The 23,987-nt window shown below is 72.9% G+C and carries 24 protein-coding genes; 11 read left to right on the forward strand and 13 right to left on the reverse strand.

Annotation, left to right across the window (positions count from 1 at the left end; translation table 11 throughout):
- Positions 1 to 22: 22 nt before the first annotated feature.
- The 4 genes from eda to DB033_RS12720 are packed head-to-tail and all read right to left on the reverse strand — an operon-like array spanning position 23 to position 4,069.
- The gene (eda, locus tag DB033_RS12705; protein WP_111766999.1) at positions 23 to 688 is read right to left on the reverse strand and encodes a bifunctional 4-hydroxy-2-oxoglutarate aldolase/2-dehydro-3-deoxy-phosphogluconate aldolase; all 666 of its coding nucleotides are present in this window, start codon (positions 686 to 688) and stop codon (positions 23 to 25) included.
- Positions 685 to 1,644: a sugar kinase gene (locus DB033_RS12710; protein ID WP_111767000.1), complete on the reverse strand. Its 960-nt coding sequence runs from the start codon at positions 1,642 to 1,644 to the stop codon at positions 685 to 687. The genes eda and DB033_RS12710 overlap by 4 nt, the downstream gene beginning before the upstream one ends.
- Positions 1,641 to 2,669: an L-idonate 5-dehydrogenase gene (locus DB033_RS12715; RefSeq protein ID WP_111767001.1), complete on the reverse strand. Its 1,029-nt coding sequence runs from the start codon at positions 2,667 to 2,669 to the stop codon at positions 1,641 to 1,643. Before DB033_RS12715 ends, DB033_RS12710 begins: the two co-directional genes overlap by 4 nt.
- The gene (locus DB033_RS12720) at positions 2,666 to 4,069 is read right to left on the reverse strand and encodes an MFS transporter (protein ID WP_111767002.1); all 1,404 of its coding nucleotides are present in this window, start codon (positions 4,067 to 4,069) and stop codon (positions 2,666 to 2,668) included. Before DB033_RS12720 ends, DB033_RS12715 begins: the two co-directional genes overlap by 4 nt.
- 424 nt (positions 4,070 to 4,493) lie before the next feature.
- Here DB033_RS12720 and ald point away from each other — a divergent pair, with 424 nt between their 5' ends.
- From ald to DB033_RS12740, 4 genes are all read left to right on the forward strand, one after another.
- Positions 4,494 to 5,618 carry an alanine dehydrogenase gene (ald, locus tag DB033_RS12725; RefSeq protein WP_111767003.1) on the forward strand — a complete coding sequence of 375 codons (1,125 nt, stop codon included), beginning with the start codon at positions 4,494 to 4,496 and terminating at the stop codon, positions 5,616 to 5,618.
- A gap of 473 nt (positions 5,619 to 6,091) precedes the next feature.
- A complete protein-coding gene (locus DB033_RS12730; protein WP_111767004.1) occupies positions 6,092 to 7,300 on the forward strand; it encodes a GNAT family N-acetyltransferase in 1,209 nt (402 codons plus the stop codon).
- On the forward strand, positions 7,287 to 8,489 hold the full coding sequence (locus tag DB033_RS12735) for an MFS transporter (protein ID WP_205843790.1): 1,203 nt from the start codon (positions 7,287 to 7,289) through the stop codon (positions 8,487 to 8,489). The genes DB033_RS12730 and DB033_RS12735 overlap by 14 nt, the downstream gene beginning before the upstream one ends.
- A 52-nt stretch (positions 8,490 to 8,541) precedes the next feature.
- Positions 8,542 to 8,910 (forward strand): hypothetical protein, encoded by a 369-nt coding sequence (locus DB033_RS12740; RefSeq protein ID WP_111767006.1) that lies wholly within the window; start codon positions 8,542 to 8,544, stop codon positions 8,908 to 8,910.
- A 142-nt stretch (positions 8,911 to 9,052) separates the two neighbouring features.
- On the opposite strand, the gene DB033_RS12745 is transcribed toward DB033_RS12740, so the two are convergent.
- Together DB033_RS12745 and DB033_RS12750 are read right to left on the reverse strand one after the other, a co-directional pair.
- Positions 9,053 to 9,715: an FMN-binding negative transcriptional regulator gene (locus DB033_RS12745; protein ID WP_111767007.1), complete on the reverse strand. Its 663-nt coding sequence runs from the start codon at positions 9,713 to 9,715 to the stop codon at positions 9,053 to 9,055.
- A gap of 46 nt (positions 9,716 to 9,761) precedes the next feature.
- Complete coding sequence (locus DB033_RS12750) at positions 9,762 to 10,196, reverse strand: hypothetical protein (RefSeq protein ID WP_111767008.1); 435 nt, start codon at positions 10,194 to 10,196, stop codon at positions 9,762 to 9,764.
- Positions 10,197 to 10,271: 75 nt separating this feature from the next.
- Between DB033_RS12750 and DB033_RS12755 the strand changes: the two genes are divergently transcribed.
- Together DB033_RS12755 and DB033_RS12760 are read left to right on the forward strand one after the other, a co-directional pair.
- Complete coding sequence (locus DB033_RS12755; protein ID WP_111767009.1) at positions 10,272 to 10,568, forward strand: hypothetical protein; 297 nt, start codon at positions 10,272 to 10,274, stop codon at positions 10,566 to 10,568.
- Between the two features lie 117 nt (positions 10,569 to 10,685).
- A complete protein-coding gene (locus tag DB033_RS12760; RefSeq protein ID WP_111767010.1) occupies positions 10,686 to 11,789 on the forward strand; it encodes a pepsin/retropepsin-like aspartic protease family protein in 1,104 nt (367 codons plus the stop codon).
- 66 nt (positions 11,790 to 11,855) lie between these two features.
- Here the strand turns inward: DB033_RS12760 and DB033_RS12765 are convergent, their stop codons facing one another.
- The 3 genes from DB033_RS12765 to dcd all read right to left on the reverse strand — a co-directional run bounded on the left by DB033_RS12765 (position 11,856) and on the right by dcd (position 15,794).
- Positions 11,856 to 12,863, reverse strand: a complete 1,008-nt coding sequence (locus DB033_RS12765; protein WP_420814064.1) for an aldo/keto reductase — start codon at positions 12,861 to 12,863, stop codon at positions 11,856 to 11,858.
- A 2-nt stretch (positions 12,864 to 12,865) separates the two neighbouring features.
- Entirely contained in the window at positions 12,866 to 15,067 is a 2,202-nt protein-coding gene (locus DB033_RS12770; protein WP_240615855.1) for a (Fe-S)-binding protein, read from the reverse strand.
- Between the two features lie 145 nt (positions 15,068 to 15,212).
- A complete protein-coding gene (dcd, locus tag DB033_RS12775; RefSeq protein ID WP_111767011.1) occupies positions 15,213 to 15,794 on the reverse strand; it encodes a dCTP deaminase in 582 nt (193 codons plus the stop codon).
- A gap of 109 nt (positions 15,795 to 15,903) precedes the next feature.
- On the opposite strand from dcd, the gene DB033_RS12780 reads away from it, so the two are divergent.
- The 5 genes from DB033_RS12780 to DB033_RS12800 all read left to right on the forward strand — a co-directional run bounded on the left by DB033_RS12780 (position 15,904) and on the right by DB033_RS12800 (position 18,909).
- Entirely contained in the window at positions 15,904 to 16,125 is a 222-nt protein-coding gene (locus tag DB033_RS12780; protein ID WP_111767012.1) for a hypothetical protein, read from the forward strand.
- A gap of 114 nt (positions 16,126 to 16,239) precedes the next feature.
- The gene (locus tag DB033_RS12785; RefSeq protein WP_111767013.1) at positions 16,240 to 16,758 is read left to right on the forward strand and encodes a gamma carbonic anhydrase family protein; all 519 of its coding nucleotides are present in this window, start codon (positions 16,240 to 16,242) and stop codon (positions 16,756 to 16,758) included.
- Between the two features lie 3 nt (positions 16,759 to 16,761).
- The gene (locus DB033_RS12790; protein ID WP_205843791.1) at positions 16,762 to 17,154 is read left to right on the forward strand and encodes a CidA/LrgA family protein; all 393 of its coding nucleotides are present in this window, start codon (positions 16,762 to 16,764) and stop codon (positions 17,152 to 17,154) included.
- Between the two features lie 5 nt (positions 17,155 to 17,159).
- Positions 17,160 to 17,849: an LrgB family protein gene (locus DB033_RS12795; RefSeq protein ID WP_205843792.1), complete on the forward strand. Its 690-nt coding sequence runs from the start codon at positions 17,160 to 17,162 to the stop codon at positions 17,847 to 17,849.
- A gap of 4 nt (positions 17,850 to 17,853) precedes the next feature.
- The gene (locus tag DB033_RS12800; protein ID WP_111767015.1) at positions 17,854 to 18,909 is read left to right on the forward strand and encodes an extracellular catalytic domain type 1 short-chain-length polyhydroxyalkanoate depolymerase; all 1,056 of its coding nucleotides are present in this window, start codon (positions 17,854 to 17,856) and stop codon (positions 18,907 to 18,909) included.
- A 4-nt stretch (positions 18,910 to 18,913) separates the two neighbouring features.
- Here DB033_RS12800 and DB033_RS12805 read toward each other — a convergent pair whose 3' ends face one another.
- The 4 genes from DB033_RS12805 to DB033_RS12820 all read right to left on the reverse strand — a co-directional run bounded on the left by DB033_RS12805 (position 18,914) and on the right by DB033_RS12820 (position 23,331).
- Positions 18,914 to 20,113, reverse strand: coding sequence for a cysteine desulfurase-like protein (locus tag DB033_RS12805; protein ID WP_111767016.1), 1,200 nt, complete (start codon positions 20,111 to 20,113; stop codon positions 18,914 to 18,916).
- A gap of 32 nt (positions 20,114 to 20,145) precedes the next feature.
- Positions 20,146 to 21,327 (reverse strand): acetyl-CoA C-acetyltransferase, encoded by a 1,182-nt coding sequence (locus tag DB033_RS12810; protein ID WP_111767017.1) that lies wholly within the window; start codon positions 21,325 to 21,327, stop codon positions 20,146 to 20,148.
- A 546-nt stretch (positions 21,328 to 21,873) separates the two neighbouring features.
- On the reverse strand, positions 21,874 to 22,497 hold the full coding sequence (locus DB033_RS12815; protein ID WP_111767018.1) for a hypothetical protein: 624 nt from the start codon (positions 22,495 to 22,497) through the stop codon (positions 21,874 to 21,876).
- A 66-nt stretch (positions 22,498 to 22,563) separates the two neighbouring features.
- Positions 22,564 to 23,331 (reverse strand): mechanosensitive ion channel family protein, encoded by a 768-nt coding sequence (locus DB033_RS12820; protein ID WP_111767019.1) that lies wholly within the window; start codon positions 23,329 to 23,331, stop codon positions 22,564 to 22,566.
- Between the last annotated feature and the right edge of the window lie 656 nt (positions 23,332 to 23,987).

The raw sequence follows: 23,987 nt of genomic DNA on the forward strand, positions 1-23,987 counted from the left end.
GCGACGGGAAGGTCGGATGGCGTCAGGACGCCGCGACGGCCGCAGCGGCCGTGTCGACGGCGGCCCGGGACCGCCGGGTGATCTCGGCCCAGTCGCCCGCCCGGATCAGCGCCGGGTCGACCATCCAGCTGCCGCTGACCGCGGGAACGCAGTCCAGGCCGAGGTAGTCGGCCATGTTCGCCGGGCTGACCCCGCCCGACGGCAGGAACTGCAGCCCGGGGAACGGCGCCGACAGTGCCTTGATGGCGGCCGGCCCGCCGAGCAGCCCCGCGGGGAAGAACTTGACCACGTCGAGGCCGAGGTTGACCGCGGTCATCAGCTCGGACGCGGTGGCCACCCCCGGCAGCGCCGGGACCGAGAGCTCCCCGCACCGCTGGACGACCGGGGTGAAGAGACCGGGGCACACCACGAACCGGGCGCCCTGGTCGACGACCCGGTCGACGTGCGCGGGGGTGAGCACCGACCCGGCGCCGACGGTCAGCTCCGGCAGCGCCCGCCCGGCCAGGCCGATGGCGGCCAGTCCGGCGGCGGTGCGCAGGGTGATCTCGATGCCGGTGATGCCACCGGCCAGCAGTGCCTCTCCGAGCGGAACGGCGTCCTCGGCGCGGTCGAGGACCACGACGGGCACGACGGGACAGCCGGCGAGCAGGTCGGTGGAGGTCGGTGCGGCAGGTTCGGTGGTGGTCATCGGACGACGTCCTCGAGGTGGGAGCCGAGTCGTTGCAACTCGTCTCGGGTGGGCAGGCCCTCCCAGTCGCCGGGCACGCGGCAGACCGCGCCGCCCAGCTGGTTGCCGCGTCGCAGGCAGACGTCGACGGGACGGCCCCCGGTCAGGGCGCTGAGGTAGCCGGCGACGAACGCGTCCCCGGCGCCGACCGGGTCGACGACCTCGATCGGCTCGGCCGCGGCGCGGAGCGTGGCGCCGTCGGTACGGGCCAGCGCACCGGCCGCACCGAGCTTGAGCACCACGGTCGCCGGTCCGAGGTCGGCCAGCCCGGCGGCGAGCGCGTCCTCACCAGCGGATCCCGACGGAGTCCCCAGCACCAGCTCGGCCTCGGTCACCCCGGCGAAGACCAGGTCGGCCTGTCCGCAGAGCGCGCGCAGCACCTCGGCGGCCCGCTCGGTCGACCACAGCGCGACCCGGTGGTTGACGTCGAAGGACACGAGAGTGCCCGCGTCGCGGGCGATCCGGATGGCTTCCCGCACGGTCTCGAGTGCGGTGGGACTGAGGGCCGCGGTGATGCCGGACAGGTGGAGTACCTGCGCACCGGCGATCAGCGGCGTGTCCAGGTCCGCCGGCGAGAGCCGGGACGCGGCACTTCCGGCACGGTAGTAGCGCACCCGCACCGGAGTGCCGTGCAGGTGTTCCTTGACCATCAGTCCGGTGGGTGCCGTGGTGTCGACGGCGGCCACGACACGGACGCCCTCGGCCCGGATCTCCCGCGTGACCATCGCCCCGAAGGCGTCGTCGCCGACCCGGCTGATCCAGGTGACCGGCACGTCCAGACGGGCCAGTCCGATGGCGACGTTGGACTCGGCGCCGCCGATGCCGATGGGCAGCTGCGTGCCGCCCCGCAGGTGCCGGCCCGAGGGCGCCGTCAGCAGCGCCATCGTCTCGCCGAGGGTGACGACAGCGGCCGTCATGCGGACAGCCGGAGCAGTACCTTGCTGCTGCCCGTCGTCCGGTCGCCGGCGACGGCCAGGGCGGTCGCCGCCTCCTCGATCCCGAAGGTGTGGGTGATCAGCGGTGAGACGTCGATCCCGTTATCCAGAGCGACGACGGCGTCGGTGATCTCGTCGACGAAGCGGTACGAGCCGAGCCAGCTGATCTCGCGGGTGACCAGGTCCCCCAGCACCGCGGACACCGCGGAACCGGGGAGGTTGCCGACCTGGACCAGCGTGCCGCCGCGGGCCGTCGCGTGCAGCACGGCGCCGAGGGCACCGGCCGCACCGGACGCCTCGAAGACGAGTTCGGAGTCCGCCGGGAGGATCTCGCCGTCGGCGAGGTTGACGGTCTTGTCGGCGCCCATCGCCCGGGCGACGGCCAGCGACGACTCGGACAGATCGGCGGCGGTGACCCGGGCGGCGCCGCGGTACTTCGCCGCGGCGACGACCAGACTGCCGATCGGGCCCGCCCCGTTGACCAGGACCTCCCGCCCGGTCAGGTCACCGGCCCGGGACACGGCGTGCAGCGCCACGGCCAGCGGCTCGGCGAGCGAGCCGTGCCGGGTGCTGACCGTCTCGGGCAGTACCCGGACCTGTGCGGCCCGGACGACCTTCAGGGAGCTGAAGCCGCCGTCGGTGTGCGGGTCGAACGCCGCCGACCCGCAGTAGCGCACCTCGGGGTACAGATTGGTGCGACCGGCGATGCGCTCGGGCAGGACGTGGTCGCCGACCAGGGTGGCCGGATGCACGGTGACCGCGGCGCCCACCTCGAGCCCGGCGACGCCGGGTCCGAGAGCGGCGACGCGACCGGCCATCTCGTGGCCGAGGACCAACGGCTGCCGCAGCACCGCGGTGCCGGAGGAGCCGTACCGGTGATAGGCGAGGTCGGAGCCGCAGATGCCGCCCCACTCCATCGCGATCAGCACCTCACCCGGTCCGGCGACCGGATCGGGCAGGGTGTCGACACGGACGTCACCGGCCCCGTGGACGACGACGGCTCTCATACCGCGTCCTCGAGCCGGACCAGGTCACGACCGCGGGTCTCGGGCGCGAGCCAGGCGGTGACGAAGGTGATGGCGGAGTAGACGACGAGCATCGCGGCGATCGGCCACCACGAACCGGTGACCGCGGTCAGGGTCGCGGCGAGCAGCGGGCCGATGGCGGTGGCCAGGATGCCGCCGATCTCCTTGGCCAGCGCGAGCTGGGTGAACCGGGTGCGGGAGCCGAACATCTCCGCCATGGTCACGCTCTCCAGCGAGAACAGGCCCAGCACGCCGATGTTCAGCGCGATCACCATCGCCAGCAGCAGCGAGACGTTGTCGCCGCTGGTGACCATCAACAGCAGCGGGAAGGCCAGCACGGCGGTGGTCAGGCTCAGCGCCATGTACATCGGACGGCGGCCGAAGCGGTCACCGAGGATGCCGACGACGGGGACGGTGATGAAGCCGACGAGCGAACCGTAGAGGATCGCCTCGGTGGCGACGGCGCGCTCGATGAGCAGCGTGGTGGCGATGTAGCCGACCAGGAACGTCTGGATCAGGCCGGAGTTGCCGGCCTGGCCGAACCGCAGCCCCAGGGCGATGAAGAACGCCTTGCCCTTGCGCTGCTTGAGTCCGGCCTCCAGGACGCCGGCGTGGGTCGCGGCGGCCTGCGCCTCGAGCTCCTGACGGGTCAGGGCGACGCCGTCGACGACGTCGGGGCGCTCCTCGAAGACCGGGCTCTCCTTGAGGTTGGTCCGCAGCCAGAGCGCGAAGATCAACAGCACGAAGCTCAGCAGGAACGGCAGGCGCCAGCCCCACGACAGCAGCTGCTCCTCGGTGAGGATGCTCAGCAGCAGCGCCCACAACCCGGACGCGGCGAGGGTGCCGGAGTTGGTGCCGAGGGAGACGAGCGAGGCGACCAGGCCGCGGCGCCTGACCGGCGCGTACTCGGCGAGCATGACCGTGGCACCGGCGATCTCGGCGCCGGCCCCGAAGCCCTGCACCAGCCGCAGCGCGACCAGCAGGATGGGCGCCAGGATGCCGATGGTCGCGTAGGTGGGCAGCACGCCGATCAGCGTGGTGGAGCCGCCCATCAGCGCGATCGTGATGAACAGGACCTTCTTGCGGCCGATCCGGTCGCCCATCCGGCCGAAGTAGACGGCACCCGCGAGGCGGGCGACGTAGCCCACGCCGTAGGTGGCCATCGCCGCGATCAGGCCGATGGCCGGGCTGACGTTGGGGAAGAAGATCTTGTTGAACACGATGGCCGCGGCGAGCGAGTAGAGCTGGAAGTCCATGAACTCCATGGCGGTGCCCAGCCAGCCGGACACCGCCGCCTTCGTCAGGTCCTTCGTGCTGCGATGCGCTGAACCGTCTGCCGGCGGGTCCCCGGCGCCGTGCTGGCGTGACTCTGCCTGGGTCATTTCTGTGCTCCTTTGCGCAGGACTTCTGTGGATGCGACCGCCACCGCCACGTCGTGGTGGGGAGGGGGCCGGGAGCTCTCGCTCGGTGTCCGACTGATGGGTCCAGGGACGCCCACCGGATCGGCCGGACGGCGGGTATCGCTGTATGCGGCACTAATATACAAGTGTCCGTCGGCCAGAGGCAAGACCCAGTTCGACGACGGAGCCCGGGCCGTCCGACGCGGTGGGCCGAGGTCGCGGCCGAGGTCGGTGCCCGTCGACCGTGGTGCTCCGCCGTGAGACCAGCCGGTCGCGGCAGGCGGCGACCGCGTGGGCGCCCGCACGGCCCGGAGGGCAGGATGCAGCCAAGCCCCGTCGGCGCGGTCGGATCCCGACCGGTGGGGAGGCCCGGCGCGCGCCGCCACCGACCCGTGAAGGAGTTCCCGTGTCAGCACTCATCGTTGGTGTCCCGAAGGAGATCAAGGACAACGAGAACCGGGTCGCCGTCCAGCCCGACGGGGTGGCCGAACTGGTCCACCACGGGCACCGGGTGCTGGTGGAGACCGGCGCCGGGAACGGCTCCCGCTTCCCCGACGCCGAGTACGCCGCCGCCGGCGCCACCGTGGTGGCCACCGCCGACGAGGTGTTCACCGGCGCCGACCTCATCGTCAAGGTCAAGGAACCCATCCCCGCCGAGTACCACCGCTTCCGCGACGGCCAGCAGCTGTTCACCTACCTGCACCTGGCCGCCGACCGGGAACTCACCGACTTCCTCCTCGAGCGCCGCATCGACGCCATCGCCTACGAGACCGTGCAGACCCCCGACCGCAAGCTGCCGCTGCTGACCCCGATGAGCGAGGTCGCCGGCCGGCTCGCCGTCCAGGCCGCCGCCCATGCCTTGGAGAGCCCCGCCGGGGGCGCCGGTCTCCTGCTCGGCGGCGTCCCCGGCACCCCCGCCGCCAAGGTCACCATCATCGGCGGCGGCGTCTCCGGCACCGAAGCCGCCAAGATCGCCATCGGCATGCGCGCCATCGTCCGCGTCTTCGACACCAACCCCAGCCGCCTGGCCTACCTCTCCGACATCTTCGAGGGCCGCGTCGACCTCGTCACCCCCAACCGCGCCCGGATGGCCGCCTACATCGCCGACTCCGACGTCGTCATCGGAGCCGTCCTCGTCCCCGGCGCCAAAGCACCCAAACTCGTGTCCCGCGAGATGGTGGCCAGCATGCGACCCGGCAGCGTCGTGGTCGACATCGCCATCGACCAGGGCGGCTGCATCGAGACCAGCCGCCCCACCACCCACTCCGACCCGACCTACGTCGAGGAAGGGGTCGTGCACTACTGCGTCGCCAACATCCCCGGCGCGGTCGCCCGCACCTCCACCCTGGCGCTGACCTCGGCGACCCTGCCCTACCTGGTCAAGGTCGCCGATCTGGGCATCGCCGGTGCGGCCACCGCGGACCCCGCGCTGAGCCACGGACTGTCCACCCTGCGCGGACACCTCGTCACCGAACCCGTCGCCGCCGCCCACGGCATGCCGTACACGGACGCCGCGGACGTCCCGGCATAGGTCCCGGGACGGGTCACGCGCGATGGTGGCCCCCAGCTCGCCACGCTCCGGCAGGTCGATGCGGTGGCGCAGGTGCCCGACGCGTCCGGCACCGGCCCGGCCACCGGCGGCGTCGGGCCCGGGTCGGTGCCGGACCCTCGTCCGACGCCACCTGGACCGGACACCGCGTCCGGTCGGAAGGGGCACCGCCCGACCACGTCACCACCGGGGCCGGGTGCCCCCGATGACCGGCGCCGCCTCGGCGGGCAGTCGCGCGAGCCGGGGCCGGATCGGGTCGCGCCGGTCGATCAGGTTCCGACGACGACGGTGCGCAGACGCGGGCGGGTTCCGTCGACGGTGCCCGCCGGGAGCATCGGTCGACGGTGAACCGGCGGCTGCCCCCACCGACCGGACCGCGTCCCGTCCGTGGGGCCGGTGGCACCCTTCCCGCCGCGTAGCGTGACCCCGACCGACCACGGCGGAGAGGACGCACCATGACCCAGGCGACCGGCAGCGCCCGCACGCTGCGCAAGCTCACCCCCGGCGACTTCGACCGCACGATGGCGCTGGGGCTGGAGGCGTTCGGCGACCTGCCGCCCGGCATTCCGCGACCGACCGCGGAGCGCGTCTTCGCCGAGGGCCGCGACTCGTGGGGCGTCTTCGACGGGGAGCGGCTGCTGGCCCGCGTCGTCGGGCTGCGCCGCGCCTCCTGGTGGGGTGGCCGGGAGCTCGCGATGTGCGGCGTCGCCGGGGTCACCGTCGCCGCGGAGCACCGGGGCGAGGGACTCCTGCACGACCTGTTCGCGGCCCTGCTCAGCGAGGCCGTCGACCGCGGCGACGTGCTGTCGGCGCTGTACCCGACCGCCCCGGGCATCTACCGGCGCAACGGCTACGAGCTGATCAGCTCCTACGACCTGGTCGAACTGCGCACCGCCGACCTGACGACCGTCCGGGCCCCGGCCGGGGTGGGCACCCGCCGCGCGACCCTCGACGACATGCCCGTGGTCCGCGCGGTGTACGACACCTGGGCCGCCGCCCAGAACGGTCCGCTCACCCGGCGCGGCCTCACCTTCGCCGCCACCGACCGTGAGCTGCTCGATGACGTCACCGCCGTCACCCTCGCCGTCGACGCCGACGGAACGGTCGTCGGATACCTGTCGTGGAACCGTGGCACCGGCTACGACGACACCGCCGTCATCGAGGTCGACGACCTGATCGCCCTCACCGCCGACGGCTACCGCGCCCTCTGGCGGATGCTGGGCACCTTCGCGCCCGTGGCACCACATGTCCGGCTGTGGACCTCCGGCGACGACACCGCCCGGCTGGTGCTGCCGGCCGCCCGCTGGACGCCGGTGGACCGCCGCCCCTACATGCTGCGCATCCTCGACGTCGCCGCCGCCCTCGCCGTCGTCCCCGGCGGCACCCCCGCCGAGATGACCTTCGACGTGGTGGGCGACGGCGTCGCCGGTACCGACGGCGGCTACCGGGTCCGGCGCGACGCCGACGGCACCACCGCCACCCGCGTCGACGCCGGGTCCGATCGCCCGACATTGACCCCGAACGGTCTGGCCCTGCTCTGGACGGGATCGCAGAACGCGGCGAGCCTGCGGTTCGCCGGCCTGCTCACCGGCCCCGCGGACACGGACACCCGGCTCGACCTCCTCGCGCTGCACCGGCCGCGGCACGTACGTGACTACTTCTGAGCCGTTCCGCCGCACCCCGGTCGGCCGGCAGCCGGCGTTCGTCGGCCTGATGTTGTTCGCGCTCGTACTGCGCGGGCCGTTCGTCGTCGTCTCGACGGTCAGCACCGACCTCCGCGAGGACCTGCAGCTGTCGGCCACCGCCATCGGACTGCTGACCAGCCTGCCGGTGCTGTGTTTCGGCCTCGCCGCGCCGGGCGCGTCGCGGCTGATCGGTCGGATCGGCGTCGAACGGTCGATCCTGCTGTCGCTGGCCGGGGTGTTCACCGGGGTCCTGGTGCGCTCGGCCGGCGGTGTCGCCCTCGCCGTCGTCGGGACCGTGCTGATCGGGGTGGCCATCACCATCGGCAACGTGGTCAGCCCCGTCCTCATCGGCCGGGACTTCCGGCGCCAGCCCGCCGCGGTCACCGGCAGCTACACCGCGGCGCTCAACATCGGGTCGATGATCACGCTGTCCGGCGGCGGCGCGCTGTTGGAGGCGTGGGGGTGGCGCGGCACCCTGGCTGTGTGGGCGGTCCTGCCGGTGATCGCGGTCGCGCTGTGGATCCCCCTGGCCCGCCGCCGCGCCGCCCTCCCCGCCCCGGCCCGGCCGGCCACGTCCGACCGGCCCGCGGTGCCGATCGGCACGTTGCTGCGCCGCCCGACCACCTGGATGCTCACCCTCGCGTTCACCGGCCAGGCCTTCGCCTACTTCGGGTTGACCGCCTGGCTGCCGACCCTGCTGGCCGACGAGCAGGGCATGAGCCGGGCGGGGGCGAGTGCCGCCTCGTCGGTGTTCCAGATCTGTGCGGTCCTCGGCGCCGTCGCCACCCCGGTGCTGATCAACCGGACCGGCGGGCCGTTCACCGCCTTCCTGGTCAACGGGGTCCTGTGGATCTCGCTGCCGCTCGGGCTGCTGGCCGACCCGGACCTGTGGCTGCTGTGGAGCGCGCTCGGCGGCATCGCCCAGGGCGGCGGCTTCACCGCGGTGTTCACCGTCGTCGTGCTGCGGGCGACGAGCCTGCGGGAGAACCGGCAACTGTCGGCCGTCGTGCAGACCGGCGGCTACGTGATCGCCAGCGTCGGGCCGGTGGTCATCGGCGGGCTGCACGAATCCACCGGCTCGTGGACGCCGCCGCTGCTCGCCGCGGCGGCCTCACTCGCCGTGCTCACCGTGCTGGGCGCGGCGTCGAGCCGGGGACTGCGGCGCTGACCCGGCGGGGCACGCACGCCAGGGGTGCGACGGACCGTCGTACAGTACGACCGTGCAGCCCCTCGAGCCGCTCGGCCTGACCGAACTCCTCCGCGGCCGGCCGCAGTTCGCCGTCTTCACCTCGCGGAGCCAGATCGCCGCGGCGCTGTGGGACTTCGGTGAGGACGGCCTGGCGGCGCGGGCGCTGTCGTTCGACGACTCCGAGCTGGCCGCGGTGGAACGCATCGCGTCCTGGTACGAGCACCCCGGTTATCCGTTGCCGGTCACCGGGCGGGTGACCCACCGGCACGTCGGCGCGCTCGCCGCGGTCACCTTCTGCGAGGGACGCGTGCGAGCACTCGCGCGGAGCCGCCGCCGACCGGAACGGAACCGCCCCGCCGCCTACACCCCGCTGCCCCCCGACCCCGGCCGGCTGATCTGACGCGTCGGCGGACGACCACCCCGACCCCGGCCGGCTGATCTGACGCGTCGGCGGACGGCCTCCCCGACCCCGACCCCGACCCCGGCGCCGACCCGGCGCCGTCGCCGCTCGCCGTTCGCCGGGCGGCCGGTGACCGCCACGATCAGCGGTCCGGGACCGCCTCGGGGGCCCGGCTCTCCGGGCCGTCCAGCCGCGACGCCATGATGCGGCCGATCTCGGCCGCGTCCGCATCGTCCTCGCCGGCCAGGCCGTCGGCCACCCCGCGCCGGTCGGCCGCCGAGCGGTTCTGGCTGTACTTCTCCTTGCCGATCACCCCCTCGACGGTGATCTCGACGCCGACGATGGCGCGCAGCTGACCGGTGATGTAGCGGTCGGGGGCGTCGGCGCTGCTCCACGGATCGGGGCGCGACGCCTCGTGCCGGGTGACGAGCTCGTCGACCGCCTGCCGCAGCCACTCCGGGTCGTGGTGCACCCGGGCCCGTCCGGTGAGCTGCACCGCGGCGTAGTTCCAGGTCGGGACGACACGGCCGTGCTCGGCCTTGGCGGGGTACCAGGACGGCGAGACGTAGGCCTGCGGACCGGACACCACCAGCAACGCCGGGCTGTCGTCGGCGATCTCGCGCCAGTGCGGGTTGGCCCTGGCGAGATGGCAGACGACGGTGTCACCGGTCCAGATCACCGGCAGGAGCGTGGCCCGCGGGTACCCGTCGGCTCCGACCGTGACGAGTTGCGCGGAGCCGACCGCGGCGACCATGGCCCGGAGGGCGGCCTCGTCGTCGAGGGCGTTGAAGTGCGGGACGTACATCGGTCGGCCTCTCCAGTGGTGGGACCCGTCGATTCTCCCACCGGAGTCAGCCCGAGAGCAGCCGTGCCGCCCGGGCGGCGACCGCTGCGTGGACGGCACGGTCGACGGCCGGCGCGGCGGGGTCGAGCAGTCCCGGACCGCCGCGGAGGGCGTCCCCGTCACGGTGCGGCGCGAGATTGACGTGCAGGTGCGCGACCCGCTCGCCGAAGACGTACGCGTAGGTCAGGTCGGCCCCGGCCGCGTCGCGCAGGGCCCGGGTCGCCCGGGCGAGCGCCGGACCGAAGGTCGCCGCCTCCGGTCCGTCCAGGTCGGTGATCGCCGGGATGTGCCGTCGGCTCTCGAGGTGGGCGAACCCCGGGACCGGTCCCGCCGTCACGGCGGACAACCGCCAGTGCGCGTCCTCCCACAGCCGGACGCGGCCGAAGTGGGCGTCGGCGAGGGCGGGGCGACACAGCATGCACACCTGTCCACCGTCGGCCATCGTCGGAGTCTGCCACCCGGGGACCGTCCGCGGCGCCGCGTAGCCTCGGACGGACCACCAGCGAAGGAGGGCCCGATGTCGGCCACCGAGGACCACGGAACCGGAGCGGGCCGCCCCGACGGACCGGACGCCGAACTCACCACCGTCGGGCAGGACAGCGCCGGCGAGGAACTCGGCCGGACGGACTGGACGGTCCCGACGATGGACGACATGCGGGCCAAGATCGACGCCCGCTCCGCCACCGCCGCCGGTCAGGCCGAACTCGACGAGCTCAGTGGCGCCGGTCGGCAGCAGGCGATGACCGCTGACGAACGCGACAAGGCCGCACAGGACCGCCTCGCGGCCATCCGCGCCGCGATGAAGGACGACTGACCGGCCCGGCGTTGTGGCGGCCGCCACGGCACGAAGTCGCCGAACACCCTGCCCGACCCGTCGACAGCTGTTTACTCTCAGCCTGTCAATGACAACTGTGAGTAATTGGGGTCGGCCATGAGGCGACGTACGAGAGGCATCACCGGACTCCTGGCGGCGGTCCTGCTCGGCGCCTGTGGCACGACCGCCGACACCGGCACGGCCGCGTCCATCGGGTCCGCCACCCCCGCTCCGGCCGGCACTCCCGGCACCACACCGGTGGCGGCGAACGCCGCGGACGTCTCGCCCGCTCCCGCATCCGCGGCCCCCGCCACCGCCGGCCCTGCCGAGGCGGCGACGTCGGGCACCGCCACGGCCCCGCTGACCGTCCCGGTCACCACGGTGGACGACGCCAACGGACTGCCCCGGGTGGTCGTGGAGATCAGCGTCGGTGGTGGCGCCCCCGTGCCGGTCATCCTCGACACCGGCTCGTCCGGCCTGATGATCGACGCGAGCGTCCTCGGGTCGGACGTCGACACCAGCGGTGCCGTCCCGTTCACCAAGAACTACGTCAGCAGTTCGATCCAGGGTTCGGTCGTCCAGGCCCCGGTGAGCATCGGCGGGGTCAGCACGCCGGCGATCGGCGTCGTGGCCTACCAGAGCTCCCAGGGCGCCAACGACCAGCTCACCGGCGGTATCGCCAAGGGGCTGATCGGCATCGCGTCCGAGGGGCAGACCGGTACCGCCGCACCGGTCTGGTCACCGAGTCTGCAGCTGCCGGCTCCGTACGACACCATGTCCACCCTCGAGGTCGCCACCAGCGATGCGGGGACGTGGACGCTCGGGCCGGTGCCCTCGGCCGCGGACGCGGTGACGGTTGCGCTGACCGCGGTGACCGGTGCACCCGACAACGCCGGCCGGTGGGGCAAGGACATGAACCTGTGCTGGACGTTCGCGGGCGGGTCCCCCGCCTGCGGGGCCACCGATCTGGACACCGGCGCCCAGGACCTGCTGGTGAACAGCGACGTCGCCGGGGTGTCCCCCGCCGCTGGTCAGGCCGTCACCGTCGCCGCGAGCCAGGGCGGAACTCCGCTGTGGACCACGACCACCGGGCAGGCCCTGACCGGCGTGCACCAGGCGAGCCTGGGGACCACGCAGTTCAACACCGGGCTGTCGTTCTTCTTCGACCACCTCGTGACGTTCGACTACGGGCAGGGCCGGGTGCTGCTCAGCCCCCGTTGACCTCCCGCTCCGACACGCCACTGCCCCCGTCGCCGGACGGCGACGGGGGCAGCACCGTAGGGAGACCTACCAGCGGGGGTGGATGTCGGCGCGCAGCTTCTCGTCGTAGACCCTGCGGACGGCGTCGCCGAACCCGGCCGGCAGCTCCGACCGCCCGGCGGCGGCGTTGCGCTGCGCCTGCGAGGGGTTACGGGCGCCCGGGATCACCGTGGTGACTCCCGGCTGCTCGATGATCCAGCGCAGCGCCGCCTGCGGCAGCGGCACGTCGTCGGGCAGCGCCGCCTTGAGCTCGTCGACGGCGGCCAACCCGGTCTCGTAGTCGACCCCGGAGAAGGTCTCGCCGACGTCGAACGCCGCGCCGTGACGGTTGTAGTTGCGGTGGTCGTTCTCGGCGAACGCGGTGTCGCGGGAGTACTTGCCCGACAGCAGGCCACTGGCCAGCGGCACCCGGGCGATGATCCCGACGCCGGCCTCGGCGGCGGCGGGCAGCACCTCGTCCAGCGGCTTGAGCCGGAACGCGTTGAGGATGATCTGGATGCTGACCACGCCGGGCCGGGCGATGGCCTTCAGCGCCTCCTCGGTGGTCTCGACCGAGACGCCGAACCCGGCGATGGCCTTCTCCGAGCGCAGCTCGGCGAGGGTGTCGAACACCGGGTCCATGTCGTAGACGGCCGGCGGCGGGCAGTGCAGCTGCACCAGATCCAGGGTGTCCATCTGCAGGTTGGTCCGGCTGCGCTCGACCCAGGCCCGCAGATTGACGTCGGTGTAGGTGTCGGCCACGAACGGGTCGGCGCGGCGGCCGACCTTGGTGGCGACCATGATGTCGCCGGCGGCGTCCCCCAGCTCGGCCCGGAACCGGGCGATCAACTGCTCGCTGCGACCGTCGCCGTAGACGTCGGCGGTGTCGAAGAAGGTCACACCCTCTTCGTGCGCGGCGCGCAGCACGGCCAGCGCGTCGTCCTCACTGACGTCGCCCCAGTCGGCGCCGAGCTGCCAGCAGCCCAGACCGACCACCGAGGCGTCGGCGTGCCAGGCCCCGGACAACTTCAGCCGGCCGAAAGTGCGTTGTTGCAAGCTCACGCGGTGGTTCCCTTCATCGAGGCCAGCAGCATGCGGGCCACGTCCATGGTCTCTGTCGTGTCACTGGCCTGCCCGGTGCCCTGCCGGTTGGTGATCCCGTCGTTGAGCATGATCGAGCAGAACGGGCAGCCGGTGATGATCTTCCCGTCGCCGCCGTCCGGTAACACCGACAGCGCCTCGTCCACCCGTTCGAGGTTGATCCGCTTGCCGGTCTTCTCCTCCATCCACATCCGCGCGCCACCGGCGCCGCAGCAGAACGAGCGGGCGCTGTTGCGCGGCATCTCGGCCAGCGTCGCGCCGGTCGCCTCGATCAGCTCCCGCGGCGGGGTGTAGACGCCGTTGTGGCGGCCCAGGTAGCAGGGGTCGTGGTAGGTGACGGTGCCCGTCTTCGAGCCCACGGCGCGGTCGACGGGGGCGACGGCGACGAGCTTCTTGTCGCGGACCAGCCGGTTGAGCAGCTGGGTGTGGTGGACCACCTCGTACTCACCGCCCAGTGACGGGTATTCGTTGAGCAGGGTGTTGAAGCAGTGCGCGCAGCTGACGACGACCTTGCGGCGGGTCCGCTCACCGAACGCGGCGTTGATGACCTCGACGTTCTGCTGGGCCATCATCTGGAACAGGAACTCGTTCCCGGCGCGGCGGGCGGGGTCGCCGGTGCAGGTCTCCTCGGTGCCCAGCACCGCGAACGTCACGCCGGCCATGTGCAGCAGCTCGGCGACCGCGCGGGTGGTCTTGCGGGCCTTGTCCTCGAACGCCCCCGCGCAGCCCACCCAGAACAGGTACTCGGTCTCGTCGTCGAGTTCGCCCTGCACGACCGGCACGTCGAAGTCCAGGCCCTTGGCCCAGTCCATCCGGTCCCGGTTGTTCTGGCCCCACGGGTTGCCCTTGTTCTCCAGGTTCTTGAACAGGCCGCCCAGCTCGGTGGGGAACTCGGACTCGATCATCACCTGGTAGCGGCGCATGTCCACGATGTGGTCGACCTGCTCGATGTCCACCGGGCACTGCTCCACGCACGCGCCGCACGTCGTGCAGTCCCACAGCACCGACGGGTCGATGACGCCGTCCAGGTCGGCGCCGGCGACCAGCGGCCGCTCGGCCTCCAGCAGGGCCGCCGCCGGCACCTTGGCCAGCTGCTCCGCGGTGCCGGTCTCGTTGCCCTCGGCGTCCTTGCCGCCGCCGGCCGCCAGGTACGGGGCCTTGGCGAAGGCGTGGTCGCGCAGCTGCAGCATGACGATCTTGGGGGACAGCGCCTTGCCGGTGTTCCACGCGGGGCACTGCGACTGGCAGCGGCCGCACTCGGTGCAGGTGTTGAAGTCGAGCCAGCCCTTCCACGAGAAGTCCTCGACCTTGCCGGCGCCGAACGTGTCGGTCTCCGGGTCGGCCTCCTCCAGGTTGAGCACCTCGCCGCCCGACATCATCGGCTTGAGCGCGCCCAGCGCCACGGCGCCGTCGGGCTCGCGCTTGAAGTAGATGTTGAAGAAGGCGGTGAAGCGGTGCCAGGCGATGCCCATGGTCAGGTTCCGGGCGATGACGATCGCCCACACCATCGACACCAGCACCTTGACGAACGCCACGACCGAGATCGCCGCGAGCGACGCCGGCAGGACGGCGCCCAGCGCGTGCGAGATCGGCGCGGCCCACACCGGGTAGGGCAGCAGGCCGTTCGCGTCTTTGAAGCCGCGGATCAGGAAGATGCAGACCCCGATGGTCGCGATGACCGACTCGACGAAGTACGCCTGCGCGAAGTTCGACCCGACGAACCGGGACTTGCGCTCCGCCACCCGCGGGTGGTTGCGCTGCCGGACCACGATCAACGTGCCGATGCCCAGGATGGTGGTGAGCGCGATGAACTCGACGAACAGCCCCCACAGCGCCCAGTGCCCGATGATCGGCAGCTCGTAGTCGGGGTAGAACGTCTCCCCGACCGCCTCGACCAGCGTCAGCACCAGCGCCCCGAAGCCCACCATGACGAACCAGTGCGCCACCCCGACGATGCCCCATTTCAGCATCCGGGTGTGACCCAGCGACTCGATGAGCACGCGCTTCAGGCGGGGGCCGACCGGTCCGTTGCGGGTCGGGTCGGGTGCGCCCAGCTGGACCGTCCGCATCATCTTCCAGGCGGCCCGGCCGAGCATGGCGAAGCCCACGATGATCAACACGATCGCCAACGGCGCCAGGATGTAGGACAACAGAGTCACGAACGACGACCTTCCGGCAGCACCGGCGGGGCGGACGCCGGCGGTGATCGGCGTCCGGACGCTCCCGGGTCGGGAACGGACGGACGCACCTGATCACGACCGTACCCAGTCGCCGGGCCCGCTCCCACCGCGTGGCGGCGGCCGGTCAGCGGGCCGTGGAGTCCCGGCGGAAGTTCAGGAACGCCCGGGACGGCGTGGGGCCGAGCTGGCCCTGGTAGCGCGAGCCGTACACGGTCGATCCGTACGGGTGCAGAGCGGCGCTGGTCAGCCGGAACAGGCACAACTGACCGATCTTCATCCCCGGCCACAACGTGATGGGCAGGTTGGCCACGTTGGACAGCTCCAGGGTGATGTGGCCGGAGAAGCCGGGGTCGACGAAACCGGCGGTGGAGTGCGTCAGCAGGCCCAGCCGGCCCAGCGACGACTTGCCCTCGAGCCGGCCCGCGAGGTCGTCGGGCAACGACACCGACTCGAACGTCGAGCCGAGCACGAACTCGCCCGGGTGCAGCACGAACGGGTCGTCCCCCTCCGGCTCGACCAACGAGGTGAGGTCGTCCTGCTGCTGGGAGGGATCGATGTGGGTGTACCGGGAGTTGTTGAACACCCGGAAGAAGCGGTCCAGCCGGACGTCGATGCTGGACGGCTGGATGAGCGTCGGGTCGAAGGGGTCGATGCCCAACCGCCCGTCGTCGATCTGGGCCAGCAGGTCACGGTCGGACAGCAGCATCGTCGGAGCATAAGGGGCGTGGGCTGCGCGATCGTTACCCGGTCACAGGGCGGTGCGGCCGCCGCGCGGGTAGACACGAGGTCAGACAACCCCTCCCGAAGGAGCTGCCGTGTTCGCCCGACTTCTCGCCCGCATCGTCGTCCTCGCTGTCGTCTGCGGCCTGATCGGCCTGGCCGTGGGCCTGGTCGGCAAGTACGCCCTGGACTGGTCGACGTTCGAGAACCCGTTCTGGGCGGTCGCGGTCGGCGCGGCGGTCGGCGCCGTCCTCGGGGTCGTCGCCTCGATCCGGGTCGAATCGGCCCGCAGGCGCGCAGCGGCACCGCGGCGGTGATCCGGTGCGGGCCGCGCCGCGGCCCGGCGGTCGAATCGGCCCGCAGGCGCGCAGCGGCACCGCGGCGGTGATCCGGTGCGGGCCACGCCGCGGCCCGGTGACAGGATCGACGGCATGAGCACCGTGCTGACCTTCGACGGGCACACCCCGCAGATCGATCCGGACGCCTGGCTCGCCCCGACGGCCACGGTCGTCGGGCAGGCGACGATCGCGGCCGGTGCCAGCCTGTTCTACGGTGCCGTCGTCCGCGCCGACACCACCGCCATCACGGTCGGGCGGCGCACCAATCTCCAGGACAACGTGGTCGTGCACGCCGACCCGGGACACCCGGCGGTCATCGGCGACGACGTGACGGTCGGGCACGGCGCCGTCCTGCACGGCTGCACCGTCGAGGACGGTGTGCTGATCGGGATGGGGGCGATCGTGATGAACGGTGCGGTCATCGGCACGGGTTCGCTGGTCGCGGCCGGCGCGCTGGTGCTGGCGGGGTCGACCGTGCCGCCGCGCAGCCTCGTCGCCGGATCGCCGGCGAAGGTCCGCCGCGAGCTGTCCGACGCCGAGGTCGCCGCCGCCGTCGACAGCGCCGACCGGTACCTGGCCGTCGCCGCCCGGCACCGCGCCGCCGCCGGCTGAGCGGTGCATCCCGACCGCCGGGTCACCGTGGCCGGCTGGCTCGGGTCGTTCGCGGTGCTCGTCGTCTTCCAGCTGCTGGGGACGGCTGTCGTCGCGCTGACGGGGGTGGACCTGCCCGGCACCGTCGTGGGGCTGGCGCTGCTCGGGCTCGCCCTGACGGTCGGCGCACGCGGCCGTACCTGGCGCCGGCAGCGGGTCGAACCGGCCGCGGACACCCTGCTGGAACTGCTGCCGCTGCTGTTCGTGCCGGCCGGGGTGGGCGTCGTGGCCTACCTGCCGGTGCTGGGCGACCATCTCGGCGCGGTGGTCGTCGCGCTGGTGCTGTCGTTCGCGGCGACGCTGCTGACCACCGGCGGGATCCTGGAGCTGCTGGTGCGTCGCCGGGCGAGCGGGTGAACGCGGTGACCGGCTCGCCGGTGTTCGGTACCGGGCTGACCGTCGGGGTCTACGCCGGAGCGTTGTGGCTGCACCGCCGCTGCGGACGGCACCCGCTGCTCACCCCGGTGATGGTGACGATCGTCGTGGTCGCGCTGGTGCTGCAGGCGATCGGCGTCGACTACGCGACGTACGCCGCCTCCGCGGCCCCGGTGAGCATGCTGCTGGGGCCGGCCACCGTGGCGCTGGCCCTGCCGCTGGTCCGGGCCGGCCGGGGCCTGCAGGCGGACTGGCTGCCCGTGCTCGTGTCGGTCGCGGTCGGCTGCCTGGTCGGGATCGGCTCCGTCTGGGTGCTCGCGTCGGTACTCGGCGCCGACGATCCGCTCGTGCTGGCGCTGCTGCCGAAATCGACGACGACACCGTTCGCCATCGGTCTGGCCGAGGCGATTGGCGGGCCGGCACCGTTGGCCGCGGTGTTCGCGATCGCCTCCGGGGTGGTCGGCGCGGTCGTGGGTCCGTCGCTGCTGGACCTCGTCCGGGTGCGCGACCCCCGGGCCCGGGGACTGGCCATCGGGGTGTCGGCCCACGGCATCGGGACGGCCCGGGCGCTACAGGAGAGCACCACCACCGGCGGCTGGTCCAGCGCTGGGATGGTGCTCAACGCGTTGGCCACCACTGCGGTGCTGCCGGTGCTGGTGCACCTGATGCGGGGCTGACCGGGTGGCCCGACGCCGGAAGTCCCTGTTCGCGGCGATGCTGCCGACCCCGAAACGTCGCCCCACCCGTCGCAACGCCGCAGCGCCGAAGGTCCCCACGATGGCGGTGTTCACGCCCGGTGGATCGTCCCGGCCGGCCGCGGCGAGCCGACCCGGCGGTAAGGGCAGTTGGACCGAACACCGCCATCTCGGTCCGGCCGGCACCCGCGGCTACGCCCTCTACATCCCGTTCGGACTGCACCGGGCCACGGTCGCTCCGCTGGTGATGATGCTGCACGGCTGCACGCAGACCCCGGCCGAGTTCGCCGCCGCCACCCGCTTCAACGTCCTCGCCGACCGGCACGGGGTGGTGGTCGTCTATCCGCACCAGACCGCGACCCACAACCTGAACCGCTGCTGGAACTGGTTCGACCCGCGGCACCAGTCCCGGCTGGCCGGTGAGCCGGCGATCCTGGCCGGGTTGGCCCGTTCGCTGTTGACCGACAGCCGCTTCACCCTCGATCCGACGCGGATCTACGTCGCCGGGATCTCCGCCGGTGGCGGGATGGCGTTGACCCTGGGCGCGACGTTCCCGGACGTCTTCGCCGCGGTCGGCGTGCACTCCGGTCCGCCGTTCAAGTCGGCCTCCGGCGGGCGCGACGCGCTGGCCGCGATGGCCGGCCGCACCGCGCTGCCGGGCCTCGGCGAGATCCCCGCCCGCACCCTGGGACTGCCGCCGACCATCGTCTTCCAGGGCACCCGGGACACGACCGTGCGGCCCGCCGCCGCCGAGCAGGTCACCGCCCAGTGGCTCGAGGTGTCCGACGCCGCCGCCGGCCCGGGCGACCCGCGCCGGGTGGCCCGCACCCGGACGACGACGAGCACCACCGGCGGCCGCACCGCCACGGTGACCCGTTGGTACTCCGCGCGGGGCCGGACGGTGCTGGAGAGCTGGCTGGTCTCGGGGCTCGGTCACGCCTGGTCGGGTGGGCTCGCACAGGGGTCGTTCAGCGATCCGGTGGGGCCTCGGGCGACCACCCAGCTGTGGCGGTTCCTGTCGACGCAGCGGCTGGGCAGCTGAAGCGTCAGCCCAGGAAGGCGCGGAGCCCGTCCAGCAGCCGCTGCACGTCGTCGCGGTCGGTGTAGGGCGCGAGGCCGATCCGCAGCCCGCCGGCGAGCCCGAGCCCGAGCGCCTTGGACGGACCCATCGCGTAGAACGAGCCGGCCGGCGCGTTGACCCCGCGACCGGCGAGGAAGCGGTGGGCGTCCCCGGGATCACGGCCGTCGAAGGTGACGAGCAGGGTCGGCGTGCGCCGCGCCGCGCGGGAGTACAGGGTGACGCCCGGCAGCCCGGCCAGCCCCTCCTCCACCACACGCCGCAGACCGTCCTCGTGGCGCTCGACCGCGGTCATCCCGGCCACCACCCGCTCCCGCGGCGTGCCCGTGCCGCCACCGAGTCCGGCGAGCACCCCGATCGCCGCGGTCGTGCCGGCCAGCAGCTCGTAGGGCAGGGTGCCGAGCTCGAACCGCTCGGGGACGGCGTCGGAGGAGGCGAGCAGCTTGTCGGGACGCAGGCTCTCGAGCAGGGCGGGCCGACCGGCGAGAATGCCGCAGTGCGGGCCGAGGAACTTGTACGGCGAACAGGCGAACAGGTCCGCGCCGAGCTCGGCGACGTCCACCGGGGCGTGCGCGGCCAGATGGACCCCGTCGACGAAGAACAGGGCGCCGACCGCGTGCACCCGCTCGGCGATGCGGGCCAACGGTGGCCGGGTGCCGATCAGGTTGGACGCGCCGGTGAGCGCGACCAGCCGGGTCCGCTCCGAGAGCACCTCGGCGACGTGCTCCTCGGTGAGCTCCCCGGTCGCGGCGTCGAAGCCGGCGAACCGGACGACCGCGCCCACCGCCTGGGCGGCCAGCACCCACGGCCGGACGTTCGCGTCGTGGTCAAGCGTGGAGACGACGACCTCGTCGCCGCGGTGCCAGGTGCGCGACAGCGTGCGGGCCAGGTCGAGGGTCAGCGCGGTCATGCTGCGGCCGAAGACGATGCCGGCCGGATCCGCGCCCAGGAGGTCGGCAGCGGCCTGGCGGGCGTCGACGACCACGGCGTCGGCGCGGCGTTCGGCCTCGGTGACCCTCCCCCGGTTGGACAGGCCCGCGGTCATCGTCCGGGCCACCGCGTCTGCCACTGCCGACGGCACTTGCGAGCCGCCGGGCCCGTCGAAGAAGGCGGTGCCGGCGGCGAGGGCCGGGAATCCGGCACGGAACGCGCTCACGTCATAGGTCATGGCCGCCGACCCTACCGGCGGCGCCGGAGCGCTCAGCCGACGCTGAGGATCAGGGCCTCGCCCTGGCCGCCGCCGCCGCACAGCGCCGCCGCACCGAGGCCGCCGCCCTGCTCCTTGAGGGCGTGCGCGAGGTGCAGGACCAGGCGCGTGCCCGACGCTCCGAGCGGATGCCCGACGGCGATCGCGCCCCCGTCGACGTTGACCCTCTCCGGGTCCACGCCCAGCGCCCGGGTGCTGGCGATACCGACGGCGGCGAACGCCTCGTTGATCTCGATGGCGGTCAGGTCGGTGGGGACGACGCCCTGCCGCTCGCAGGCCTTGGCGATGGCGTTGGACGGCTGCAGCTGCAGCGTGGAATCCGGGCCGGCGACGGTCGCGTGCGCGCCGATCTCGGCCAGCCAGGACAGGCCGTGCTGCTCGGCGTAGGCGCGGCTGGTGACGACCACGGCGGCGGCGCCGTCGGAGATCGGCGAGGCCGAGCCCGCGGTGATGGTGCCGTCCTTGCGGAACGTGGGCTTCAACCGGGACAGCGTCTCCACGGTCGTGTCGGGGCGCACACCTTCGTCGTGGCTGACGGTGATCGGCTCGCCGCGACGCTGCGGGACCTGGACCGGGACGACCTCGGCGTCGAAGCGCCCCTCCTTCCAGGCCAGCGCGGCCCGGCGGTGACTGGTGGCGGCGAACTCGTCCTGGTCGGCGCGGCTGACCTGGTAGGTGTCGTTGGCGTCCTCGGTGAGCTCGCCCATCGACTTGTCGGAGAAGTAGTCCCACAGGCCGTCACGCTCGAGCGCGTCGTGCATGGCGACGTCGCCGTAGGTGAGCACCGACGGCAGGACGTGGGGCGCCTGGCTCATCGACTCCATGCCGCCGGCCACCACGACGTCGTAGTCGCCGGACCGCACCAGCTGGTCGGCCAGCACGATCGAGTCGACGCCGGACAGGCAGACCTTGTTGATGGTGATGGCGGCGGTGCTCATCGGGATGCCGGCGTTGACCGCGGCGATGCGGGCCGGGTTCTGCCCGGTGCCGGCGGCGACGACCTGGCCCATGATCACGTAGTCCACGGCCGCGGCGTCCACCCCTGCGCGCTCGAGAGCGGCGCGGATCGCGGCGGTGCCGAGGTCGGCGGCCGTCAGCGACGACAGTCCTCCGCGGTACTTGCCGATCGGGGTACGCGCACCGGCGAGGATGACGGAGGGGGACGGAGCGGTCATGACGGTCCTTCGGGGTCCGAGACCGGCGGCGGCCGATCAGGAGGGACGGTGCGGGAGCGCGGGCGGCGGAGAGCGCCGGGTCGGACGGCCCGGCCGGGAGCGGGTCGGCCACCATCCTGACGGGCGGCGGGAGGGGGCGGAACGGCCCACCCAGCGGCGATCGATGGTGACCGGCCGGTCGACGTCCTCGGCACGGGGTGATGCTTCATCGTCGATGATACCCGTCGGTAGCCGCGTTCATCGCGGTATCGGCCGACCGGGCTACTGGAAGCACGTCACTACTCCCCGACGGACCTGACGGCCGGATCGGTTACCGAGCAACGACTCTGACCGCAGGAGGCGGCGTGTCCGGGTTCCGGTGCCCGTTCCCCGCCGTCCGGCGCTGGCACTACTGAGGAGTACCCAGCACGGACTCCGTGGCTGCCCCCGGAGCCACCACCGGGGCCCGACCCCGCGGTGCCGCCCCCGCCGGGCCGGCCCACGACGACCGACGACCCGCCGGCCGCCCACTCGGGACGGCCGACGGGTCGCCGGGACCTCTTGCGATCAGGCGGACAGGCCGGCCCTGTCGATCGCGCGGTGGTAGCGCATCCCGGCCGCGCCACCCACGATGCCGCCGAGCAGGGTGACCACCACGATGGCGACCAGGGCGATGATGCCGGCGGTGCCGAGGGTTCCCTCGTCGATGGGCAACCGCGGCAGGTTCAGCGACGTCAGCACGTTGTAGCGGCTGCCGAACACGGCCGCGGCGATGGCGACGACCACCGCGACGACGATGCCCCAGATCCACACGGCGACGCCCTGCTTGACGCCGTTGAAGCGGGCCATCCGGCCGGCGACGTAGCCGCCGGCGACGTAGGCGAGGAACAGGACCACCAGCAGCGCGATGCCGCCGACGAGACCGATGGTGCGGGCCGCTCCGGTCGCCTGCTGCGCCTGGTTCGCCGCGTCCTGCACGGTGGTGTCACCGGCCAGGCTCAGCCCGACGCCGGTGGCGGCGAGCACGGCGCCGAGGATGGCGGTGATGCCGGCGGCGGTCAGCCAGCCGAAGAAGGCACTGCCGAATCGCATGCCGCCGAAGCGGTCCTCCTGGCGGGCCTGCACGGCTGCGGGATCGATGCGGGCCGGTGAGACGGTGGAACGTGCGTCCTGAGCGGACGGTCGGGTCATGGGGACTCCTGGAGCGAGCGGCCGGACGGGCCGGGGTTCGGACGAGGTGGGGGGAACGAGCTCCGGTCAGCGACCGGACGGGCCGGCGGACCGGCCGTGGTCGCTCACCGCGGAGCGCGCCCGGTCGGCGGTGCGCTCGGCGATGTCCTTCGCACCCGGCGCCGAGGCGGCGTGGGCCCGCAGCTTCGGCGCTTCTTCCTCGGCCCTGCTCAGGTAGCCCTCCCAGCGCTGCTGCATGGGCTTGATCAGCCCGCCCCCCGCGCCGACGACGATGACGCCGCCCACGGTGGCGAGGATGGCGACGAGCACCGGGGTGGTGACGGTGGTGGCCACGCCGATCTGGTTCAGCGCCGCCACGACACCCAGGAAGAGGATGAAGATGCTGGCCAGGTTGGCGACGGTACGGCCGTAGGACAGGCCGCCGATGGTGCCCTGGATGAGCGTCTTGACCGCGGCGGCGATCGCGGCGGCGACGACCACGATGATGATGGCGACGACGAGCGACGGCAGGAACGCGATGATCCGGGTCAGCAGGTCACTGATCGGGTTGGCCCCGAACACCCCGAACGCCAGCTGCAGAACGAACAGGGCCAGCGCGTAGTAGACGATCTTGGCGACGATGTCGCTGGCGTCGAGCGTGCTGCTCGCGAGCGCCTTCTTGATGCCGCCGCGCTCGACCGCACGGTCGAAGCCGACGCGCTCGAGCACCTTGTCGACGGCCTTCGAGATCGCCTTCACGACGAGCAGACCGATGATCAGGATGGCCAGGAAGGCCAGCAACCGGGGAACGAAGGTGATGACGGCGTCGAGGCCGTTCTGCAGTGACTCTTGCACCGGGACTCCTGGGGGACGGGGACAGCAGGGGACGCGCCGTCGGGGTGACGGCGTCGCATGAACAGGGGGTACGGCGGGGAACGGTCATCGAGCGCGCCGTCGGGGTGAGGGCGTCGCATGAGCAGCGGGTACGGCGGGGAGCGGCGATCGGGCGAGCCGACCACCACCGCCGCCGGCGCGGAACTCCCGACGAACGGGGCCCGACCGGAACGGACGCCTGTTCGCCGACAGCACCGGGAGGGGCCGTCGTCGACGACGGTCCTGGCGCGGCTCCGGTGCCACGGTGTCGAACGGTGCGACCGGACGCGCCGTCGACACCTCATCTCTAACCGGACGAGTGACGACACAACCCGAGGCCGGTCCACTACGTAGTAAGACAACCCGTTTGCCCTGCCAGTCGGCGCACAAGGGTCATCCACACCGGCGGACGATTCGATTCGCACGCATGGAGTTGTCGCTGCGTCAGTGACCGCGTCGCCTTTTGCCCGCATCGGAGGGTTCCGTCGGCCCCGACGGGAACAACCATGCGGTGTGCAACGTTGCGCTCTGCACTGCGGCTCCGGCCGCCGTCACGCGGACGTCCGACCACGACCGTCCATCCACGACCACGCCCACCGGCGCGCGGGTCCACACGTCGTCCGGTCCACCGGACCGGG

The sequence above is a fragment of the Nakamurella deserti genome (assembly GCF_003260015.1).
GTDB classification, from domain to species: Bacteria; Actinomycetota; Actinomycetes; order Mycobacteriales; family Nakamurellaceae; genus Nakamurella; species Nakamurella deserti.

What these genes read in the sequence shown, in the direction of transcription:
- DB033_RS12715 (WP_111767001.1), bottom strand. Translation starts at nt 2,669, where the DNA reads ATGAGAGCCGTCGTCGTCCACGGGGCCGGTGACGTCCGTGTCGACACC.
- DB033_RS12815 (WP_111767018.1), bottom strand. Translation starts at nt 22,497, where the DNA reads ATGACCCGACCGTCCGCTCAGGACGCACGTTCCACCGTCTCACCGGCC.
- dcd (WP_111767011.1), bottom strand. Translation starts at nt 15,794, where the DNA reads ATGCTGCTGTCCGACCGTGACCTGCTGGCCCAGATCGACGACGGGCGG.
- DB033_RS12805 (WP_111767016.1), bottom strand. Translation starts at nt 20,113, where the DNA reads ATGACCTATGACGTGAGCGCGTTCCGTGCCGGATTCCCGGCCCTCGCC.
- DB033_RS12710 (WP_111767000.1), bottom strand. Translation starts at nt 1,644, where the DNA reads ATGACGGCCGCTGTCGTCACCCTCGGCGAGACGATGGCGCTGCTGACG.
- DB033_RS12785 (WP_111767013.1), top strand. Translation starts at nt 16,240, where the DNA reads ATGAGCACCGTGCTGACCTTCGACGGGCACACCCCGCAGATCGATCCG.
- DB033_RS12755 (WP_111767009.1), top strand. Translation starts at nt 10,272, where the DNA reads ATGTCGGCCACCGAGGACCACGGAACCGGAGCGGGCCGCCCCGACGGA.
- DB033_RS12760 (WP_111767010.1), top strand. Translation starts at nt 10,686, where the DNA reads ATGAGGCGACGTACGAGAGGCATCACCGGACTCCTGGCGGCGGTCCTG.
- DB033_RS12745 (WP_111767007.1), bottom strand. Translation starts at nt 9,715, where the DNA reads ATGTACGTCCCGCACTTCAACGCCCTCGACGACGAGGCCGCCCTCCGG.
- DB033_RS12720 (WP_111767002.1), bottom strand. Translation starts at nt 4,069, where the DNA reads ATGACCCAGGCAGAGTCACGCCAGCACGGCGCCGGGGACCCGCCGGCA.
- DB033_RS12750 (WP_111767008.1), bottom strand. Translation starts at nt 10,196, where the DNA reads ATGGCCGACGGTGGACAGGTGTGCATGCTGTGTCGCCCCGCCCTCGCC.
- DB033_RS12730 (WP_111767004.1), top strand. Translation starts at nt 6,092, where the DNA reads ATGACCCAGGCGACCGGCAGCGCCCGCACGCTGCGCAAGCTCACCCCC.
- eda (WP_111766999.1), bottom strand. Translation starts at nt 688, where the DNA reads ATGACCACCACCGAACCTGCCGCACCGACCTCCACCGACCTGCTCGCC.
- DB033_RS12810 (WP_111767017.1), bottom strand. Translation starts at nt 21,327, where the DNA reads ATGACCGCTCCGTCCCCCTCCGTCATCCTCGCCGGTGCGCGTACCCCG.